Source organism: Aquimarina sediminis (genome assembly GCF_002895435.1).
Classification (GTDB): Bacteria; Bacteroidota; Bacteroidia; order Flavobacteriales; family Flavobacteriaceae; genus Aquimarina; species Aquimarina sediminis.
In genome coordinates, this window is sequence record NZ_POYJ01000002.1 from 426,447 (window position 1) to 447,807 (window position 21,361).

Here is a 21,361-nt window from a genome sequence, read left to right on the forward strand (position 1 = left end):
TAATTATCAGATCATTGGATGTAACATTTTAAATAATTGTAGGTCATAATAAAAACAACATACATCAATCAAAAAAAATCTTTTTTATGAAAAATTTCGCAAAGAGTGTTTCATTATTTACTCTATTGTATTTGCTACCATACGTAAATTATGGTCAGTTACCAGCAAAAATGATACAATATCCGGATGTTTCTGCTACTCAGATTTGTTTTACTTATGCAGATGATTTGTGGATTGTTAATAAACAAGGAGGTAATGCACATCGATTAACGACCAAATATGGTCGAGAAGCCATGGGAAAATTTTCTCCAGATGGAAAAACAATCGCTTTTAATACCAACTATGATGGCAATGTAGACATTTATACAATTCCTGTAACCGGAGGTGTACCCAAACGTATCACTACGCATGGAATGTCTGATAATATTAAAGGCTGGACTCAAGACGGTAAATTTTTAATCTACACCTCTAGAATGGAAAGCGAAAAAGAGCGTTTTTCTAAAGCATTTAAAATATCTATTCAAGGAGGGTTACCAATAAGAATACCTATAAATAAAGTTGAAGAATTAGACTTACATACTAATGGTAATCTTGTAGCCATGACAGACAAATCAAGGCTTAGCAGAAATTGGAAAAGATACAGAGGAGGAATGGCTTCTGATATTTATCTCTTTAATCTAAAAAATCTGACTTCAGAGAATATTACCCAAAATGACAGTAATGATGAATTACCAATGTGGGATAATGATGACCTCTATTACCTTTCGGATAGAGATTCTTCCAAAAAATTTAATATCTGGAAGTATAATCTGCAATCCAAGCAACATGAACAAATTACATTTTTTAATGAATTTGATATAGAACGCCCTTCTATAGGAGTGTCTGAGATGGTTTTTGAAGCAGGAGGAAAGCTTCATCTTTTAGATTTGAAAACCAAAACAACAAAAGAAATAGCAATAAATGCTACAGGAGACTTTATCGCATTAAAACCACAAGTTAAAAAAGCAGAAAAGTATATTCATAGTGTAGGGATTGCTCCCGATGGCAATAGAGTTATTGTTGGCGCACGAGGAGATATCTTTTCTGTTCCTAAAAAAGAGGGAATAACTATAAATCTAACACGTACAAGCGGTATCGCAGAGCGATACCCTAGTTGGTCACCTAATGGAAGGTATATCGCATATTGGAGTGATCAAACAGGGGAGTATGAGCTAATGGTTAGAGACCTGAAAACTAATACTGAAAAACAAATTGCATATCAGGGTCCAGGATTTAGGTATGAATTGTTTTGGTCTCCAGACAGTAAAAAACTAGTTTTTGTAGACCAGGAGATGCGTATAAAACTTGCAGACATATCCGAGAATACTATTAGTCAAATTGATCAGGAAATTCAATTGTTTGAAGGTAGTTTAAGAGGGTTTTCTGTAAGTTGGTCAAACGACAGTAAATATATAACGTATGCAAATTCTCATGAAAACGGAAACCAACATATCATAATATATGATATAGAGAAAAAGAAGAAAAATACGATTACTTCTGCTTTTTATAATGATGCCAGCCCTGTGTTTTCTGCTGATAATGAATATATCTACTGTACAACCAACAGAACTTTCGACCCGGTTTATAGTGATTATGATAATAGTTGGACGTATCCAAATGCTACCAAAATAGGAATTATCCCACTGACAAAAGAGGCGGTACACCCCATTGAATTAAAAAATGATGAGGTTGCTATCAATGAAGATGATAAAAAGAAAAAAGAGCCAAAAGACAAAAAGAAAGACGAAGAAGAGAAAAATGAAGATATAAAACCAATCCGTATTGATTTTGACGGGATAGAAGCCAGAATGATTATTTTACCAGTAGAGTTAGGTAATACAGGAGGAATACGTGCAGCCCAAAACAAAATCATTTTCTTAAAACGCCCTAGAACCGGTTCTAAAGGAGAAAAATCAGTTCTTAAATATTACGATTTTGAAGAAGACGAAGAAAAAACAATCTTAGAGGATGTAGATAACTATGAGCTTTCTTTTGATAAAAAGAACCTACTAGTGTTTAGTGGAGAAAAAATGGGCATCATCAAAGTCGATGCTGATCAATCTCTAAAAGATCATATAGACACCTCTAAAATGGAAATGACGGTCAACCCTAAAGAGGAGTGGAGGCAAATTTTTATGGATGTATGGCGATTAGAAAGAGACTTTTTCTATGATAAGAATCTACATGGGCTAGATTGGGAAGCTATGAAAAACAAATATGAGCCGTTGATTGAATATGCAGCAAGTCGAAATGATCTGAACAAAATAACAGGAGCACTAATCGCAGAATTAAATGCATCACATACTTATAGAGGAGGTGGAGACGTAGTAAGAAGTACATATAAACCCTCTGGTTATTTAGGGATTGATTGGGAAATGAATCAAGGGAAGTATAGAATAAAAAGAATTATCGAACCTGCACCATGGGATACTGAAGTGAAATCGCCCCTAAAAAAGCCAGGTGTATTGGTTGAAGAAGGTGATTATATATTACAGATTAATGGAATCGAATTAACAGACTATGTAGATCCTTATGTGGCATTAGAAGGAAAAGCAGGTCAAACCATAGAAATCACGGTTAGCAAAACACCAGAGGGAAAGAATAGCAAGAAATATCTTGTACAGCCTATAAGAAGTGAAAGGCGACTTAGAAATCTTGCATGGATTGAAAAAATGAGAAAATATGTAGATAAAAAGTCTGGTGGGAGAATAGGATACATTTATGTGCCAAGTACAGGAATAGATGGGCAAGAAGAGCTGGTTAGAATGTTCTATGCACAGCATCATAAAGACGGGTTAATTATTGATGAGCGTTTTAATAATGGAGGGCAAATTCCTGATAGATTTGTAGAATTGTTAAACAGACCATTATTAAGTTACTACAAAGTAAGAGACGGTAAGGATTGGGCATGGCCTCCGAGAGGGCATTATGGACCAAAGGTAATGCTTATCAATGGATGGAGTGGTAGTGGAGGAGATGCTTTTCCTGACTATTTTAAGAAAAGAAAAATAGGACCACTAATTGGCACAAGAACCTGGGGAGGACTTATTGGTATTTCAGGATCTCCAGAATTGATCGATGGAGGGTATGTAACAGTACCTACTTTTAGAATGTATAATCCAGACGGAACATGGTTTGCAGAAGGACACGGGGTAGAACCTGATGTATATATTCCTGAAAACCCAGGAAAAGATGCACAAGGAGTGGATATACAGCTGGATGGTGCAATAGATGAAATCATGAAAACCCTTAAGGCAAATGATAGCAAACCTAAAAACAAAGTACCTTTGGCAGAGGATCGATCTAAATAATAGTGATTTTGTCTAAAAATAAAAGCGAGAGGACAATTCTTTTCGCTTTTATTGCATTGGTATTTTAGTCTATCAGGTTTTATAAATTGAGGTATATTCGTAATTCTATGGTATCATTTATGGAAAAATTAAAACTAATAAAAGCGCAGGCAACAGATAGAGATTTCTTATTTGGTTTAAGAAAGTTAACTATGGTCGAACACTTAGAAAAAGCAGGGATTAATTTATCAGATGCAGAGCATTTATCCAGAGTAAATTTTAATTATGAGTGTGCTTTTGTTGTATTCAAATCAAACAAAAAGGTAGGAGTACTGAAGTATGAAGAGAGAGAAGACACAATAGAAATATTACAAATACAAATATTACCCGATTATCAAGGTCAGGGGGTTGGGAAAAGCTTGATTGAAGATTTAGTTACAAAATCCAGAGATTTGAATAAGAGATTACAATTAAAAGTATTAAAAGAAAACCCCGCCAAGAAGCTATATGAGCGAATAGGTTTTGGTATAATCAGCCAAGATGATGATCAATTTCTTATGCAACTATAAGCTAATAAGGTAGAAAATCAACAAATAAGTAAAAAAGGGGGCTTTTAGAATAAAAGCCCCCTTTTTTATAGTAACTTTCTTGGTTTTAGAATCCGTAGTTAACTCCTAGTCCAAATACTTCTCTAATCTGAAATGCTCCAACAGCATTATCATCATAGATTGCCTGAAAAGTAACGTTTGTAGACAAGTATTTATTTATTGTCATTACAATATTGGCAGTATAATCAATATCTACATTTTGAGGGTCTTCTAAGTAATTAGAGTATAGATTCAGAATATTCTCCATAGATATATTTTTCATAATATCAAATTTGGCATATCCATTAAGAGCTGCACCAAACTCAAAACGCGAAGTCTCGTTTGCTTCTACCCCAAAATAACCGCCTGCTTCATTAAACAAATCTATTTCTGCCTGGCTCGCCTGTTCTGTAAAATCACCATCTACAAAGATAAACTTGGCAGTAGCAGGAGCAATATTCACTTTTAAATTGTCACTCTTTTTCCATAACATACCAGGACCAAATTGTAAAAATGCAGGAGAGAATATATGAGTAGTTTCTGTTCGGGTTTCTCTTGTTCCGATAACAGTACCAGTACCATCAAGTACAGTCTCTTCACCAAATTCATATCCTTTGTCAAACTGTGTTCTAAAGTTTAAGAAAAAAGAATAGTACCAATTAGATTCTTTGATCTGTTTACCTAATAAGGAGTTATATTCAAATCGATCATTTGTTTTACGAGTAAACTCTTGATCCTTAAGTTTTGTCAGACCATAATCTGCAATAATTTTATTATCCCAGGTGATATCACCTTTGCGATAATTAAAGTCGTAAGTTAGCGATAAATTACCTGCTATATTTGATGTACCTCCCCCTAACCAATCGGCATTAAAAGCGGATTGATTAAATAAGAAACTAATATTTCCTCCTCTGGTCCATCCCTCTTTTGGAGCTTCGTCTTTTTTTGTTTCTTCTTGAGCAAATAAAACCGTAGAACCAATTAATAGAACTACTGTTAACAATGTTTTTTTCATGTGATGATAGTTTTAAGGAATTTAATCAAGGTTATTCAGTACTAGTTGAATTTTGCTAAATAACCAGTGTAAATTTTTATGTTGGCAAATATATTTTAAGTAACGTTTTTCACTTTAAAAACATACTATCAGACGAGTGTTTTTCGACAAAAGACAGTATTTGTAGACAAAAGGATTTACTTCTTTTTATACAAAGGAACTGCAGAACATGCCTCTCCATACATAATACTTTTGGCAACAGGTTGTAACTTTTGGATTAAATCAATATAGGCTCCCTCAGGTACCGGTTTATTAGTACACCCTTTTATAATAATAAGTTTGTTTTGATACTCTGAAACATCAAGGTTATTTAAGATTTCAACATAAAGGATAGTTTCTAAAGTCTCTAATGAACCTACCACCACTTTTTTTGCAAATGGGAATAACGAGCTTGTTAGCAAAAGATAGGCCCACCCCGGAATAATGGCATCTGTAGAGCATGTTAATGCAACATAGGCGTCTTTATATTGGCTCCAATCATGTTCTGAAACTTGTTTCCTAAAATCTTTTTCACGTAGAAGTAACCCTTCAAAAAGCCAATCTTTAATGTCAAAAAGCACGCGGTTTCCATTAGGATAATAATCCTCTAAATCAAAAGTGATTAGGTTTTTGTTATTTGCGACTCTATTTACAATTTCTTCGGCCATTGTATGGTCATTTTTATTCTTTAAACAGATTTTTATTTGTATCCTATTTTCTCTGACAACTCTATTTTACTTTTTGCAAAGTTTCCTGTCCCAAAAGCAACTTCTTTACCTTCTTCATTGTATAGAGTAGATTCTGCTACAAAGAGAGTTCGGGATTTGGATTTTATCTTTCCAATCGCAGTAATAGCTCCTTTATGTACAGGGCGTATTAAATTAATATTAAATGAGGTAGTAAGTACAAAAGCATCTTCTACAATAGAATTTACAGCAAAAAAGGCAGCATCATCTAATAGTTTAAAATATACAGAACCATGTATTGCTCCTAATGCATGGAAGTATTTTTCAGAAATTTTAAGTTCTATTTGAGCTAAGCCTTCAGAAATTTTGACAGTAGTTGTATCGTACAATTGGGTATTAATATTCGCTTGTAGATACATTCTCTCTAACTTACTATAGTGTTCAGAACTCATTTTCCTTGTTTAATAATTTAAGAAAATAACATTAAAAGCGTTTTCTAAAAAGGCGCGAACTAAAGCATTCCTAATTCTAATTTAGCTTCTTCACTCATTAAATCTTGTGACCATGGTGGATCAAAGGTAAGTTCCATTTCTACATCGTTTACTTCATCCAGAGATTTTACTTTTTCTCGTATTTCTTCGGGCAAAGATTCTGCAACCGGACAATTAGGAGAAGTTAGTGTCATTAGGATTTTTACATCATAATCTTCATTGACAAATACGTCATAAATTAACCCTAATTCATATATGTCAACAGGAATTTCTGGATCGTAAATTGTTTTTAAAACTCTAACGATTTTTTCTCCTAATTCGTTTGTATCTATAGCGACTTCACTCATATTCTATACTCTTTAATTCAATTGGGTTTGATAAGCAATTGCATATAATTTTAACTGCTTTACCATGCTTACTAATCCATTAGCACGTGTTGGAGACAAATGTTCTTTTAATCCAATTTCGTCAATAAAACCGGTATCTGCTTTAATAATCTCTGCAGGATGTTGACCAGAAAACACACGTATTAATATCGCAATAATACCTTTGGTAATAATGGCATCACTATCTGCAGTAAATTCTACTTTGTCATCTTTCATATCCGCATGCACCCACACCTTACTTTGGCACCCTTTGATGATATTATCTTCTGTTTTATATTTCTCTTCAATAAGCGGAAGTGACTTTCCTAGTTCGATCATATATTCGTACCGTTGCATCCAATCGTCAAACATACCAAACTCATCAACGATCTCTTCCTGAATTTCTTGAATTGTCATTCCGTGTAAATTTTCAACAAAAATACAATAAGAATTAATGCTATTCAATACTTTCTGCCAATGATAGTATAGTATTAACTAATTGTTGTATTTCTTTTGGGGGGTAACCATGATCAAAACCAGCCGAAGTAAATGTATTGGTTTGAGAAATAATCTTTAATTGCGCATGAGGAGCACCATCAAAAAAACGTTTTTCTGTTGGAGATTTTAGCTCATGAATCTTTTGGAGGTTGATATTCTTTAGAAGAGAAAGAATAGAATTCCAATCCCTGTCTGAGCACTTTTTTGACTGAACATTTTTTAAATCTCTATCTATAGCTTTTTCGATAAGATTTTGGCTAAGATTAACTTGAAAAAAAGAAGCCATAGAGAGTGCCTCATATTCGATATTAATTATTTTGTGTTGTTTTTTAAGAGGTGTTATAGAAGTGTTCTGAGCTATAGCATCATCTTTTTCTTTGGAGACAACCTTAATCAAGGTATATCGTAATGAAGAACTATCTGCAGGAGGGTTTTCGATTTTGGTTATCACAACCTCAATCTCATAAGCATACCCTTCTTCATACTCAAAGCCTTCTATGGTATCATAGAAAAGAGACCACTTATCTGCACGATTTTCTTTATATAATAAACATTTTTGAGGAGCCACCCCAACACAATCTGATAGATGGCTACTTATAAAAATTCTTTTGGTTTCTTGGCAGGAAGAAAACAAAAGCATAAGACTTATTACGATAATAACCTTGTTCATGTCTATACTGTATTTTGCAAAAAAGCATCAAAACGATATACGAGATTATTTTATCTCAGACGTAGCTCCTGTTTGCTTTTTTTATTACTGTGATAATAGATTTACTATTATAGTATTGTAAAGAGTGTTGAACACTATAAACGATAAAAATTACATTTTTGTTTTATCTTTTAACAAAAAAAACAATAGTGAATAACTTGGGTAGAATTTCAGTAGTTCTAGCTCAACATCATTTTTGCTTTTTTTACCGCTTCTACCAAGGCATCTATTTCTTCTTTTGTGTTATAAAATGAAAAAGAAGCTCTTATGGTTCCTGGTATTTTATAGAAATCCATAATCGGTTGTGCACAGTGATGTCCAGTTCTCACTGCAATACCTAGTTTATCGACAATGGTTCCTACATCATATGGGTGGATATTCTCAAGATTAAAAGAAATTACAGAGGTTTTGTTTTTGGATGTACCATAGATTTTCAATCCATCTATTTCTAGTAATTTTTGTGTGCCGTATTCAAGCAATTGATTTTCATATGTTGCAATAGCATCAAATCCAATAGTATTCATATAATCCAATGCTGCCCCAAAAGCGATACCGCCACAAATGTTAGGAGTACCGGCTTCAAACTTATGTGGTAGACCAGCGTAAGTGGTTTTTTCAAAGGTAACCTGTTCAATCATTTCTCCCCCACCTTGATATGGTGGAATTTTGTTTAGCCATTCCTCTTTTCCGTAGAGCATACCCACTCCTGTTGGTCCACAAAGTTTATGAGCAGAGGCAACATAAAAATCTACATCCAAACTCTGAACATCTGGTTTGATATGCGGGCAGGATTGTGCACCATCTATCAATACTGCAGCGCCCACGGCATGTGCTTTCTCAATAATTTCCTCAATAGGGTTTATTGTTCCTAATGCATTAGAGATATGATTGGTAAAAACAAGCTTGGTTTTATCAGAAAGTAATTGATCATAGACGTCCATTACCAGTTCTCCTTCTTGATTCATTGGGATAACTTTGAGAATTGCACCAGAACGCTCACAGAGCATTTGCCATGGTACAATATTAGAATGATGCTCTAGGGCAGAAACGATAATCTCATCACCCTTAGAAAGAAGGTTTGTAAAACCAGTAGCTATGATATTGATACTATGAGTTGTTCCAGAGGTAAGAATAATCTCATGAGTGAGTTTTGCATTAAAATGTTCCTGCACTTTTTTTCGAGCGATTTCATAGGCATCTGTAGCTTCTTGAGAAAGCGTATGTACCCCTCGATGGATATTAGCATTGTAGTTACTATAATAATCTACTATAGCATCGATAACAACCTGCGGTGTTTGTGAAGTAGCCGCATTATCAAAATATACCAAAGGTTTTCCATTTACTTCTCTTTTTAGGATAGGAAAATCTTCTCTAATTTTTAGTACATCTAACATATCAATTTCTTTCTGCAAAAGTAGTAAGTATTTCTAATTAGGATTGCCTATTTTTAGAATGATTTAACCCTTTGTATGATGAAACGATTTAAAAAAATAATAAAAGTTCTATTTCTTCTACTTTTTGTAGGAATATGTATTGTTGTTGTTATGAATTACCCCAAGCTCACAATACTAACGGGGTATTCTGCAAAACATATGAATTCATCAGTTTTTATTGGAAATCGTAGTTTGGAATTTACTGATGTAAATGACAATAATTTCTCTCCTGTTCACTTGGCTGATGATGAGGTGAATATGAAGAAGAAAACTGCTGTTGCTTCTGTTTTTGGGCTTAAAGAAAGAAAAGCTATCTATAGAGATGGACTAGGAAGTGTGCTGATTGATGATGACTTTGATGAAAACAAACCGGTTTTAGTACCGTATAGAACCAAAATAAACACGGGATTGCCTTATCCATATGGAGAGTTAGAACAAAAAGACACTGTTTTTGGTGATATTGATTATGATAAAGTGAATAGAGTAGTGGCTTCTATTTTTGATACCAATGAGGAAAATATAAAGAAAACAAGAGCGGTACTAGTACTGTATAAAGATCAGATCATTGCAGAAAAATATATTGATGAGTTAGATAAAAATTCTAAATTATTAGGATGGTCTATGACCAAAAGTATTCTTAGTACTACCTATGGAGTACTCCAGACACAAGGCAAAATTAACATTGAGGACAAAGCTCCTATATCAGCATGGCAAAATGATGAAAGAAAAGAGATAACGATCAATAATTTATTGCAAATGAATAGTGGTTTAGAATGGGACGAAGACTACGGCTCAATTTCTGATGTCACAAAAATGTTATATGTCGATAAGGATATGACTTCTTCACAGATTCATAAGAAAGCAATTCATAAGCCAAATGAATATTGGTATTATTCTTCTGGGACTTCGAATTTACTATCAGGAATTTTGAGAAAACAATTTTCTACCTATCAAGAATATCTAGATTTTCCGTATCGTGAGTTTATTGATAAAATCGGAATGAATTCTATGCTTATAGAAACAGATATGGCTGGCAATTATGTGGGTTCATCCTATGCTTGGGCAACGGTAAGAGATTGGGGTAAATTTGGATTATTATACCTACATAAAGGAGATTGGAATGGAAATCAGATTTTTAACACCCAATGGTTTGATTATATAACCACTCCAAGCCCTACTTCTGAAGGAGATTATGGAGGACATTTTTGGCTAAATGCAGGAGGTTTTTACCCTGATGCACCAAAAGATATGTTTTCTGCAAATGGATTTCAGGGACAACGTGTATTTATTATCCCGTCTAAAGATTTGGTAATTGTACGTTTTGGACTCATTGGAGATGCAGGAGTGGATTTTAATACGTTTCTTAAGGAAATGGTAAGTGCAATAGAATGAGATTATAAAATCACCGCCTAATCTATATAGATTAGGCGGTGATTTTATATATTTTGTAAATATTGATTCTACAAATCGAAACCGATATTTACTCCCAGCTTATTAGCAATAAGCTTATTAATTCTATTTTTTAGCTGAGGTATTTTTACACTCGATAAGACATTATTTGCAAATGCATACATTAATAAAGCTCTAGCTTCTTTTTCTGCAATACCTCTGGAGCGCATATAGAACAAGGCATTGTCATCTAATTGTCCTATAGTACAACCATGTGAGCATTTTACATCGTCTGCAAAAATTTCTAACTGTGGCTTAGAGTTTATAGTTGCTTTATCACTTAATAGTATATTATTATTAGATTGAAAAGCATTAGTCTTTTGAGCCTCTCTGTTTACAATGATTTTGCCATTAAAAACACCTGTTGCTTTCTCATCAAAAATACCTTTATAGTCTTGATGGCTTTCACAATTTGGTTCTGTATGGTGTACCAAAGTATTATGATCTACATGTTGCTTTCCTTCAATAATTGTAACTCCATTGAGGATAGAGTCTATTCTTTCTCCTTTTTGATAGAAATTAAGGTTATTTCTAGTGATATTTCCTCCAAAAGCAAAAGTATGTACTGATGCTATACTTTGTGTATGTTGTTCTATAAAGGTGTTATCAACTAAAGAAGCATTTTGATTATCATTTTGGATTTTATAGTAATCCACAAAAGCTCTTTTATCAGCAAAAATCTCGGTGACAGAATTGGTTAAAACAGGATTTTCTGTTAAACTCTGATGTCTCTCGATAATTTGTACATGAGAATTTTCTCCAACAATAATCAGGTTTCTGGGTTGTAACATCTGGGCAGATTCATTTCCTGTAGAAAAATGTATGATCTGTATAGGTTTGTCTGCTAGTTTGTTTTTTGGAATATAAATATATGCTCCTTCTCTTGAAAAAGCGGTGTTTAAAGAAGTAAGACCATCCTGAGGAGCTATTTTATTGAAATAGTTCTCAATTATTGGGCTATATTTTTCATGAGTTAATGCAGAAGACATTAAACACACATCAATCTTTTCATGAGTGGTTTCGGATAGATGAGAAGAGTACTTACCATCAATAAATACAATTTTATATGTATCAAGGTCATGAAGAAAGTACTTTTTTATATCCTTAAACTCTAGTGCCTTTTCTTCTTTAGGGAAAATACTATAGTCATGTTTTAATACAGTATTTAGAGAAGTATATTTCCACGCTTCCTCTTTTTTTGTAGGAAATCCTTTTTCTTCAAAAGTTTTAATAGCGCGGCTTCTTATATCATGCACTGTTGAATCCACATCTACAGTGTTTTCAAACGCCAAAAAAGAAGATACTAATTTATCTTTCAACTCCATATTCATTGCTTATTGTCTGTTGTTTGTCATTGATTTAATAGTTGCGTAAAATCTGTAACAACCAACTAATTACGCATTTATTTCTTCTTTAATCCAGTCGTATCCTTTTTCTTCTAATTCTAGAGCGAGTTCTTTTGTACCAGATTTTACGATTTTACCATCATATAAAACATGTACAAAATCAGGAACGATGTAATCTAACAGTCTTTGGTAGTGAGTAATTACTACTATAGCATTATTTTCACTCTTTAATTTGTTCACACCATTTGCAACAATTCGAAGGGCGTCAATATCAAGTCCAGAGTCTGTCTCATCCAAAATAGCTAATTTGGGTTCCATCATCGCCATTTGAAAGATTTCATTACGTTTTTTTTCTCCTCCAGAGAAACCTTCATTAAGCGAACGGGATAAAAATTTACGATCAATTTCTAGCAACTCAGATTTTTCTCGAATTTTTTTCAGCATATCTTTAGCAGGCATTTCTTCTTGTCCTTGTGCTTTTCGAGTTTCGTTGATAGCCGTTTTCATAAAATTGGTAACGGTTACGCCAGGGATTTCGACAGGATACTGAAAAGACAGAAAAATACCTTTATGAGCACGTTCTTCTGCCGCAAGCTCCTCGATATCCTCTCCCTCTAAAAGAATTTTACCTTTTGTAACTTCATATTCCTCTTTTCCTGCAACAATACTGGCTAGTGTACTTTTTCCTGCGCCATTAGGTCCCATGATAGCATGGATTTCTCCTGCGTTAACATTAAGGTTTAGCCCTTTCAAAATTTCTTTTCCTTCTACACTGGCGTGTAAATCATTTATTTCTAACATGCTGTACAATGCTTTTATCTCTTAAACGGGAGATATAATTTATGTATTTAATTCTCTTTATTTAAATGTATATTGGAGTTTTCCTGACTTTCTGAAGATTTAATTTTGGTTGGCAATTCAGATGTTGGGGCGCTTACTCCAATAATTTCTTTTATTTCTACTATTTCCTCCCAACCTTGGTCGGGGTTAGGTTTTATAATACCTTTGACCACTACAGGAACCATATCGTATTCTTCTCTCTGTAATGGTTTTACTTTTTTTGCTAGTTCATGTGTTAATTTGTTAATCACTACACCGTATATAAAGTCGTTACCTTTTAATACAGCTGCATCATCAATAAGAATAAATTCTCCTCGAATCAAATCAGATTCTTTATTGTTGTTTTCAGATTTACATGAAAATAGTATCAGGCTTAGAGTAATTAAGATAAATGATTTTTTCATTAATATAGATTTGTTGGTTTTACAATATTACCCGACAGAACCTTCGAGAGAAATTTCAAGAAGTTTTTGTGCTTCTACTGCAAACTCCATAGGCAATTTATTCAATACTTCTTTACTAAAACCATTAACAATCAAAGCAATTGCTTTTTCAGTATCAATTCCTCGTTGGTTGCAATAAAAAAGTTGATCTTCACCTATTTTACTTGTAGTAGCTTCATGTTCTATCTGAGCAGTTTTGTTCTTTGCTTCTATATAAGGAAACGTATGTGCTCCACATTCATTGCCCATTAATAATGAATCACATTGTGAAAAGTTACGGGCATTAGTTGCTCTACTGTTTATTTGTACTAATCCCCGGTAGCTGTTCTGGGATTTTCCTGCAGAGATACCTTTAGAAATGATTGTACTCTTGGTGTTTTTGCCTAAGTGTATCATTTTTGTACCAGTATCTGCTTGTTGATAGTTGTTGGTTACTGCAATAGAATAAAATTCTCCTACAGAATTATCTCCTTTGAGTACACACGAAGGATATTTCCAGGTAACTGCTGATCCTGTTTCTACCTGTGTCCATGAAATCTTGGCATTGTTTTCACAGAGTCCTCTTTTGGTTACAAAATTATATACCCCACCTTTTCCTTCGGCATTACCAGGATACCAATTCTGCACTGTAGAATATTTTATTTCAGCACCATCTAATGCTATTAATTCAACAACAGCAGCATGCAATTGATTTTCATCTCTAGAAGGAGCAGTACATCCTTCTAGGTAGCTTACATAACTGTCTTTATCGGCAATTACCAACGTGCGTTCGAATTGACCTGTTCCTGCTTGATTAATTCTAAAATAGGTTGATAGTTCCATTGGGCAACGAACACCTTTAGGGATATAACAAAAAGAACCATCGCTAAAAACAGCAGAGTTTAAAGCGGCATAAAAATTATCTTTTTGAGGAACTATTGATCCTATATATTTTTTAACTAATTCAGGGTGTTCCTGAATAGCTTCAGAAATAGAGCAAAATATAATTCCTTTTTCGGCAAGAGTTGCTTTGAAAGTTGTAGCTACAGAAACAGAATCCATAACAATATCTACGGCTACTCCAGCTAACTTCTTTTGTTCTTCTAATGAAATTCCAAGTTTTTTAAAAGTATCTAGTAATTCTGGATCCACCTCATCGATACTATTGTATTTTGGTTTTTTATTGGGGGCAGAATAATAAGAAATACTTTGAAAATCGGGTTTTTCATAAGTAACATTTGCCCATTCGGGCTCATCCATCTGTTCCCAGATGCGAAATGCTTCTAATCTCCATTCTGTCATCCATTCGGGCTCTTCTTTTTTCTTAGAAATTGCACGAACTATATCTTCATTAAGACCAATAGGAAAAGTATCTGATTCTATATCGGTATAGAATCCGTACTCGTATTCCTTGGTTTCTAATTCTTTCTTTAAATCGTCTTCAGTATATGCCATCTTCTGTATCCTAAATTAATTCAGGATTTTTTATCAATTAAAGGGAGAAACTTTCTCCACAGCCACAAGTTCTACTTGCGTTGGGGTTATTAAATACAAATCCGGTACCATTAAGTCCTCCAGAATACTCAAGAGTGGTACCGATGAGGTAAAGAAAACTCTTTTTGTCAACAATGATTTTTATATCATTATCTTCAAAAACCTTATCTCCATCTTCTTGGTTTTTATCAAATTTTAAATCATACGATAAACCAGAACATCCGCCACTTTTTACACCTACACGCACGTAGTCTGTAGAAGCATCAAACCCATCATCATTCATCAATTCAACGACCTTCTTTTTTGCTGTATTAGATACTTTGATCATACTTATTGTATAATAGATTAATTATAAATAGAATGCAAATATACTACATAAGTAGATTTTATACACGAAACCTAACATTTATCTATCATATATTAGAATAGGCAAAAACTATAATAGAGATAGAAAAAGGTTTCTAAAATTCTGAAAAACGATTATCATTCAAAAAATCATCATCGGTAAGTGTTTTTAAGAAAGCAATAATTAATTGCTTATCACTTTCTGTCATTGGGATTCCTAAGGTGCCATTTTGATTTTTGAAGATAGGGTCTAATGTTTCTGAATCGACCATACCGTTGCCATAATGATCCAGCACATCATCAAGTGTTTTCAATCTACCATCATGCATATAAGGAAAAGTAAGTTCAATATTTCTTAAACTAGGAACTTTGAATTTATAGGAATCTTCTGATAATCCGGTAACACGGTTTCTTCCTACATCATTATATTGGGGATCAATAGCTAATCCATTATTTCTATAAGATTGGTCAGTAAACAAAGTACCTTTATGACAAGAAGCACATTTAGCTTTGAAAAGCTCAAATCCAGCTGCTTCATTTTCTGTAAATACAGAACCTTCATTTCTTTCTATCTTATCATATTTTGTATTTGCAGAAATCATCATAATCATAAACTGAGATATAGCCTTAAGGATATTGTCAGAATTGATTTTTTGATCATCAAATGCTTCTGCAAATAGCTTTACATATTCGGGTTTTTCTTCTAGTTTTTTGATAATTCCGGTAAATGTTTCATTCATTTCAACCTCTGCGGTAATTGGTATAATAGGTTGCAGATCTAGATGAATTGCTGCTCCATCCCAAGTGAATTCTTTCATAAATGCCATATTGTGCAGGGGTTGAGCATTGCGTGTGCCAAGAGCCCCGCCTACTCCATGACTTACGATATGAGTATGATGAGTAAATGCAAAATCCTGAATATGACAAAAACCACAAGAAATAACACCATCTGAAGCTAGACGACCGTCATAAAATAGCTTTTTCCCAAGTTCAAAACCTTTTTCGGTTGGTGGGTTAAGGGTTATGTTATAACTTGGTTCTGGGAAATTTGCAGGAACAGTAAATTCTAATTTTGTGTTTTCTATAGGGATATATTCACTATCCTTTTCAGAGCTACAAGCAGTTCCGAAAAGGATAATAAATATGTATGATAATAATTTCAAAATGATAGTTATTTGGTAATGCTAATCGCGTTAAACATGGTCATTACGTTTTCTGCAATTTTGGGAGCAAACTCCGGATCTACTTGAATACTATTTTTTACTGCTAGAGAATGTGTGTTTGTACTGTCAAAAACTTTAGTTATATCAGCATTAATTAATAGTATAGGTTCTGCTCCTTCTGCAATAGTTAATGTGCTTGGGAGGTCTAGTGTAATCTCTTTGTAATTATCTAGTGCAGTACCATGACTTCCTACATGAATTAAAAAATCAGTACTTGGTCCTGCATTGGTAGTATACCCTCCTTCAAACTTAAAAAATATATATCCTGCAGACCAATTCCATACCATGGCATTTTCTTCTGCTGTTGGTATAAAGTTAGCCATCCCCGATTCAAAAGGATATTTTGACTGATCAACGCCAACACCAAATTTAATTTTAGAATACTCGCCTGAGGCAATTTCTGAAAGAGAAACACTTTTACTGGTTTCTACTTCTTCATTGATCAAAAAATAGCTTTGTTCTGTAGGGTATTTAAATTCTTCTCCATTTGCTTTGATAAGGACAATGTTACTAACTATGTATTTTAATTCTGCAATGGTATAGGTTTCATTACTATCATTAGTATAAGAGAGATTGTTTAATGCTATAGTTTTGTTATCTATAACATTATTAAAGTCAATTTTTACTGATCCAAACGTAGGTTCTGTTGTTTGATCGTCATCATCACTTTTACATGATATAACCATTAAAAAGGTTAATGTGATTATTGTTATTTTTTTCATTTTTCATTTATATTTTATGATTATAAGGTCTTTTGAACCTTTGTTATTCGGTATGTCAAAATCATTACTTTCTGAGCTACCGACTACAATAATTTTTTTATCACTTGTTTCTATACATCCTTCTCCAAATTCGGCTTGACTCCCTCCAAGAGTAGATTTCCAAAGAATCTTTCCAGTGTTATCAATCATAATGTTCCAAACATCACTTTGTCCATTATTTTTGTCAAGATCAAGATCGTTACTTCTGGAGTTTCCAGTAATGATAAAACCATTATTTTGCATTTTGTGAATTCCTCTACCGGTATCAAACTGGGTTCCGCCTAATGATTTTTCCCATAAGATTTTCCCGGTTCCGTCTATCTGTATCATCCACAGGTCTGCATTTCCTTTGGCTCCAGAGATGTCACCATCAACGCTTCTAGAGTCTCCGACGATTATATATTTTCCATCTCCGGAGGTTGCGATTGCATAGCCTACATCGATTTCTGATCCGCCATAGGATTTTTCCCATACTTTGGTCCCGTCAGCGTTTACTTTTACTGCCCAAAAATCATAACTACCTTTGCTATTGGTAATGTCAAAATCAATACTTTCTGAAGAACCGATCATTAAGAATCCATTATCCTCTGTTTGAACGACATCATAGCTACGATCGTTATTGGTTCCTCCAAAATAGCGTCGCCATACTTTATTACCAGAAGCGTCAAGTTTTATACCCCAAAACTCTCCTACTCCATGTTTTGAGCCATTATCATTACCATCACCATTGCTGGCACTTACATCCAGGAATCCAGTAATAAAATACCCTCCATCATTGGTTTGTACTACAGAAAAAGCACGGTCAATACCAGGGAAACCAAAACTTTTTTCCCATTGAATATTACCACTAGTATCGAGTTTAACAATCCAATAATCTTGTAAGCCAGCATTAATAGTTACATCTTCATCTGCACTTCTGCTATATCCAACAACAGCGTAGCCATTATCATTAGTTTTGATAATTTTTTCTGCTCTTTCATCTCCAGTGCCTCCATAGGTTTTGCTCCAGGCTATTTCTCCATTTTTGGTAAGCCTGAGAACCCAATAATCACTATCAGTAGCTGTCTTATCCGTAATGTCACCGTCTACACTTAGTGTATATCCGGCAATGGCATAACCCCCATCAGTAGTCTCAACTACTGATAGGGCATTATCTTCATTGCTTCCACCAAATGTTTTTGTCCACTCTATGGTTCTTGTAACATTTTGATCAGGGTCAACTACTACGTCGGGCTCAGTAGTATTTGTAGAGTCGTCACTACTGCAAGATATTATGGTGAGTAATGCAATAATGAATGTGAAATTAAGATGTAAGAACTTAGGGGTTTTCATTTTTTTTATAAATTTAATCAATTAGTTTTTTACAAAACGCTTTGTATATGTTTGATCATTGGCTGCGATTTGTATAAAGTAAGTTCCGGTTTTTAAATTAGAAACATTTATGGTATTGGTAACAGTACCTTTGGCAACTACTTGCCCAATAAAGTTCTTAATTTCAAAATCGGCATTCTTTTCAATACCATCTATAAAAACACTTAAAAGATCTCCTTTAACTGGATTAGGGAATATATAAAAAGTAGTTTCTTCTATTGAGGAAATCGTTTCGCTTCTTGAAGCACTGGTTGTAATAGTAAGATTATCTATAGCGATATCTGCTTGCCAGGTGGATCCAGTTGTCCTGTTAAATCGCAATTTTAAACTGCTTCCTACATAAGAAGAGAGATTAACATTAGCAGTTTTCCAGAGATTTCCCTGATTTCCTGTTTTGTTCCAAATGCTAGTCCATGAAGTTCCATCATTGGTGCTTGCCTCTAGAGTAAAACTACCCATATCTGTAGCGCCATACATATGATATGCAAAAGAAAAAGTTGCCGAAGTTTGATTAGTTAGGTCTATACATGGAGAGTTTAGGATAGCTTGCTTATTAGGATGCCCTAAAGGTGCTGAAGCTTCAACATATGCATAATAGGAACCTTGTGCGGCACTAGAGGGTCCCGTGTTTCTTGAAGGAGTTCCATTAGCATCGATGGTCCAATCAATATTATCGGTAGAGGATTGGGTCCATAGACCAAGAGTGTTTTCAAATCCTTCATTATATGGAAATGAAGAAATTCCTGAAGAACAACCTGGATTACCTCCGCCTCCAGTAGTAATGTTTATGGTGTAATCTTCAACTTCTCCATATTGAAATGATTCGCATGGTGTTGGTATGGCATTATATTTCATAGAAACACGCATTCTGGTAGCCCCTTCTGCTGTTCCTGAAGGAATTGTGAATCCCCCACTTACAGGTGTTGTCTTAGAAGCAGTCTTAGTCCATACCTGCTCTCCAGAATCTACAAAATCGCCATCTCGATTATAATCGATCCATACACTATATGCTTCATTGTAGATATTATTTGTCCAGGTTGGAGTTATAGTAATTGTTTGAGGGTTTCCTATAGTTAGATCTGTCGATATTGAAGTGTAATCAGCGTATCCACCAGTTGAAGCCCCTGTTGTATTGTTGATTGTTCCTAAGCTTACATTACTTATATATTCATCTGCTACACTATTTCCGTTAGAGTTACAATAGTTTAGTTGTATATCTGTTGTGGTGAAATTAGTAGATCCACTATAGTTAGAAGTTGTTCCGTCTTGACATTTGCTTCTTACTTGCGCTTCATAAGATGTGTTGGCTGTTAAACTAGTTATGGTGTAGGAGGCACCATTTACTGTGGTAGTTGTCCATGTAGAGGTTCCTGTTTGGCGATATCTTAAATCGTAAGTAGCATTAGGGACGGCTGTCCAAGAAATGGTAGCCGCATTCCCTCCAATGTTTGAAGGTGTAACTCCGGTAGGAACGGTTGCTTGACATACCGCAGGGCTGCTTTTTCGTACTAAAAAAAAACCGCCTTGTATATCACTAATTACAATATTGCCACTATTAAAATATGGATACACGTTCCAAACCCCATCCATTGTTACGCTATTACTTGAAGGATAAGTGTCAAAAGAACCAATTTCGGTAATACTTTTGGCTGCAATATTTGAAATATCAATGACTCTTATTCCTGCTCTATAGTTTGCTAAATAGAATAAATTCCCTTTTACATAACCATTATGATCAGTGGCAGGAGTTGGTCCATAGTAATTAAAATGAAATTTAGGATTGTCTAAGTCTTGAAAATCAAAGATTACGGTTCTAGTGTTAAAACCAACTCCTTGCTCATCCAGTTCATCTCCTAAGATAAAATATTTCATATCCTCTGTAAACCACCCCTGGTGTGTATATTTAACATCAGAGTATTTTATAGTAGATATTGTTGTTGGGTTAGATTTATTGGTTATATCTGCAATTACTATTTCAATCTCATTGCTACCAATTAATATTTCTTTTCCAGTATAATCGGCATCTGGACCATTATATGTAATTACCTGAGCATCGTGAGTGTAGGCTCTCTGACCTACTGATAAAAACCCACCTGCGTTAATAGGGTTTTTAGGGTCTTGGATATTAATAAAGAGAGGTCCTCCTTTATAGGGACCTGAATTTCTTTGGGCGCCAACTACATAAGCATAACCAGAATCTTCATTGATCACTATATTGTGAGCATTTCCAAATTCGGTATATCTTGTGTCTGGAGTAAATGTTTGTGGAGGGTTTGTTACATTTCGTAATCTTGTGAGGTCAAAAACCTGCATTCCATGACCAGAAGCTTCACTTACGATAAAAGCATGATTTTTATATACTTTTACATCTCTCCACGTACTATTAGAGGTTGCAGTTGGAACTTTGCCAAGATAAATAGGATTGGTTGGATTAGAGGCGTCTATGAACGCAGTTCCGTTGTTTAAACCAATAATGGCATATTCTTTACCATTTTGAGGATCTGTCCAGCCCCAGCTATCATTACCAGTACTCGCATTCATGACAGAAAGTGAAATATGAGACATTAGATCATAATCATTGCAAGGATAAGAACCTGCTAGACCATTTTGACATGGGGTCTGACCATAGGAAAAAACTGCTGTAGTTATCAGCAGAAGAGTAATTTTAAAATTTTTCATTGAGTTTGTGATTTTAAGAGTTAGTTTAGAAAACTAAGTTTTTTTCATATTTAAAATGTTTTATGGGTTAAAAATTTAACTAATTTATCAATTTTACTTATGATTATTTGATAATACAATAAGGATTTGATAGTACTTTAACGTTATTTAACTATTTTTAACAAATTCATTGCTGTGTGAAGAGTCGTTTCTTTTGTGGTTAAAGGAAATTTTGATGTAAAGTTATAGTTTGTTGTAAATCAGTAATGTGTGTACGGGGGAGTATAATGTAGCTTTTTAGTAATATATCGGGTAAGTTTA

19 protein-coding genes are annotated in these 21,361 nt (G+C 34.1%); 3 read left to right on the forward strand and 16 right to left on the reverse strand.

Going from position 1 to position 21,361, the window contains the following annotated elements; translation table 11 throughout:
* The first annotated feature begins 86 nt into the window (after positions 1 to 86).
* Both C1X07_RS06200 and C1X07_RS06205 read left to right on the forward strand, forming a co-directional pair.
* Positions 87 to 3,350, forward strand: coding sequence for a S41 family peptidase (locus tag C1X07_RS06200; protein WP_103069117.1), 3,264 nt, complete (start codon positions 87 to 89; stop codon positions 3,348 to 3,350).
* 119 nt (positions 3,351 to 3,469) lie between these two features.
* Positions 3,470 to 3,898, forward strand: a complete 429-nt coding sequence (locus C1X07_RS06205) for a GNAT family N-acetyltransferase (RefSeq protein WP_164914106.1) — start codon at positions 3,470 to 3,472, stop codon at positions 3,896 to 3,898.
* A gap of 85 nt (positions 3,899 to 3,983) precedes the next feature.
* On the opposite strand, the gene C1X07_RS06210 is transcribed toward C1X07_RS06205, so the two are convergent.
* The 7 genes from C1X07_RS06210 to C1X07_RS06240 all read right to left on the reverse strand — a co-directional run bounded on the left by C1X07_RS06210 (position 3,984) and on the right by C1X07_RS06240 (position 9,092).
* On the reverse strand, positions 3,984 to 4,931 hold the full coding sequence (locus C1X07_RS06210) for a DUF3078 domain-containing protein (protein WP_103069119.1): 948 nt from the start codon (positions 4,929 to 4,931) through the stop codon (positions 3,984 to 3,986).
* Between the two features lie 176 nt (positions 4,932 to 5,107).
* On the reverse strand, positions 5,108 to 5,617 hold the full coding sequence (locus tag C1X07_RS06215; protein WP_103069120.1) for a DUF2480 family protein: 510 nt from the start codon (positions 5,615 to 5,617) through the stop codon (positions 5,108 to 5,110).
* Between the two features lie 32 nt (positions 5,618 to 5,649).
* Positions 5,650 to 6,087 (reverse strand): PaaI family thioesterase, encoded by a 438-nt coding sequence (locus tag C1X07_RS06220; protein WP_103069121.1) that lies wholly within the window; start codon positions 6,085 to 6,087, stop codon positions 5,650 to 5,652.
* A 59-nt stretch (positions 6,088 to 6,146) separates the two neighbouring features.
* The gene (locus C1X07_RS06225; RefSeq protein ID WP_103069122.1) at positions 6,147 to 6,473 is read right to left on the reverse strand and encodes a DUF59 domain-containing protein; all 327 of its coding nucleotides are present in this window, start codon (positions 6,471 to 6,473) and stop codon (positions 6,147 to 6,149) included.
* 12 nt (positions 6,474 to 6,485) lie between these two features.
* Positions 6,486 to 6,908 (reverse strand): SufE family protein, encoded by a 423-nt coding sequence (locus C1X07_RS06230; RefSeq protein WP_103069123.1) that lies wholly within the window; start codon positions 6,906 to 6,908, stop codon positions 6,486 to 6,488.
* Between the two features lie 40 nt (positions 6,909 to 6,948).
* Positions 6,949 to 7,659, reverse strand: a complete 711-nt coding sequence (locus C1X07_RS06235) for a DUF4377 domain-containing protein (protein ID WP_103069124.1) — start codon at positions 7,657 to 7,659, stop codon at positions 6,949 to 6,951.
* 218 nt (positions 7,660 to 7,877) lie between these two features.
* Positions 7,878 to 9,092, reverse strand: coding sequence for an aminotransferase class V-fold PLP-dependent enzyme (locus C1X07_RS06240; RefSeq protein ID WP_103069125.1), 1,215 nt, complete (start codon positions 9,090 to 9,092; stop codon positions 7,878 to 7,880).
* 78 nt (positions 9,093 to 9,170) lie between these two features.
* Here C1X07_RS06240 and C1X07_RS06245 point away from each other — a divergent pair, with 78 nt between their 5' ends.
* Positions 9,171 to 10,523 (forward strand): serine hydrolase domain-containing protein, encoded by a 1,353-nt coding sequence (locus C1X07_RS06245; RefSeq protein ID WP_103069126.1) that lies wholly within the window; start codon positions 9,171 to 9,173, stop codon positions 10,521 to 10,523.
* 68 nt (positions 10,524 to 10,591) lie between these two features.
* Here C1X07_RS06245 and sufD read toward each other — a convergent pair whose 3' ends face one another.
* From sufD to C1X07_RS25435, 9 genes are all read right to left on the reverse strand, one after another.
* Positions 10,592 to 11,905, reverse strand: a complete 1,314-nt coding sequence (gene sufD / locus C1X07_RS06250) for a Fe-S cluster assembly protein SufD (protein ID WP_103069607.1) — start codon at positions 11,903 to 11,905, stop codon at positions 10,592 to 10,594.
* Positions 11,906 to 11,974: 69 nt separating this feature from the next.
* Entirely contained in the window at positions 11,975 to 12,727 is a 753-nt protein-coding gene (sufC, locus tag C1X07_RS06255) for a Fe-S cluster assembly ATPase SufC (protein ID WP_103069127.1), read from the reverse strand.
* Between the two features lie 47 nt (positions 12,728 to 12,774).
* Positions 12,775 to 13,170, reverse strand: a complete 396-nt coding sequence (locus C1X07_RS06260) for a hypothetical protein (RefSeq protein ID WP_206604213.1) — start codon at positions 13,168 to 13,170, stop codon at positions 12,775 to 12,777.
* A gap of 27 nt (positions 13,171 to 13,197) precedes the next feature.
* A complete protein-coding gene (sufB, locus tag C1X07_RS06265; protein WP_103069128.1) occupies positions 13,198 to 14,643 on the reverse strand; it encodes a Fe-S cluster assembly protein SufB in 1,446 nt (481 codons plus the stop codon).
* Between the two features lie 37 nt (positions 14,644 to 14,680).
* Positions 14,681 to 15,010, reverse strand: coding sequence for a HesB/IscA family protein (locus C1X07_RS06270; RefSeq protein ID WP_103069129.1), 330 nt, complete (start codon positions 15,008 to 15,010; stop codon positions 14,681 to 14,683).
* Between the two features lie 133 nt (positions 15,011 to 15,143).
* Entirely contained in the window at positions 15,144 to 16,190 is a 1,047-nt protein-coding gene (locus tag C1X07_RS06275) for a cytochrome-c peroxidase (RefSeq protein WP_394335664.1), read from the reverse strand.
* Between the two features lie 8 nt (positions 16,191 to 16,198).
* Positions 16,199 to 16,972, reverse strand: a complete 774-nt coding sequence (locus C1X07_RS06280) for an MbnP family protein (protein ID WP_103069131.1) — start codon at positions 16,970 to 16,972, stop codon at positions 16,199 to 16,201.
* A gap of 3 nt (positions 16,973 to 16,975) precedes the next feature.
* On the reverse strand, positions 16,976 to 18,343 hold the full coding sequence (locus C1X07_RS06285) for a hypothetical protein (RefSeq protein WP_103069132.1): 1,368 nt from the start codon (positions 18,341 to 18,343) through the stop codon (positions 16,976 to 16,978).
* A 21-nt stretch (positions 18,344 to 18,364) separates the two neighbouring features.
* Complete coding sequence (locus tag C1X07_RS25435) at positions 18,365 to 21,061, reverse strand: choice-of-anchor B family protein (protein ID WP_103069133.1); 2,697 nt, start codon at positions 21,059 to 21,061, stop codon at positions 18,365 to 18,367.
* Positions 21,062 to 21,361 lie beyond the last annotated feature (300 nt).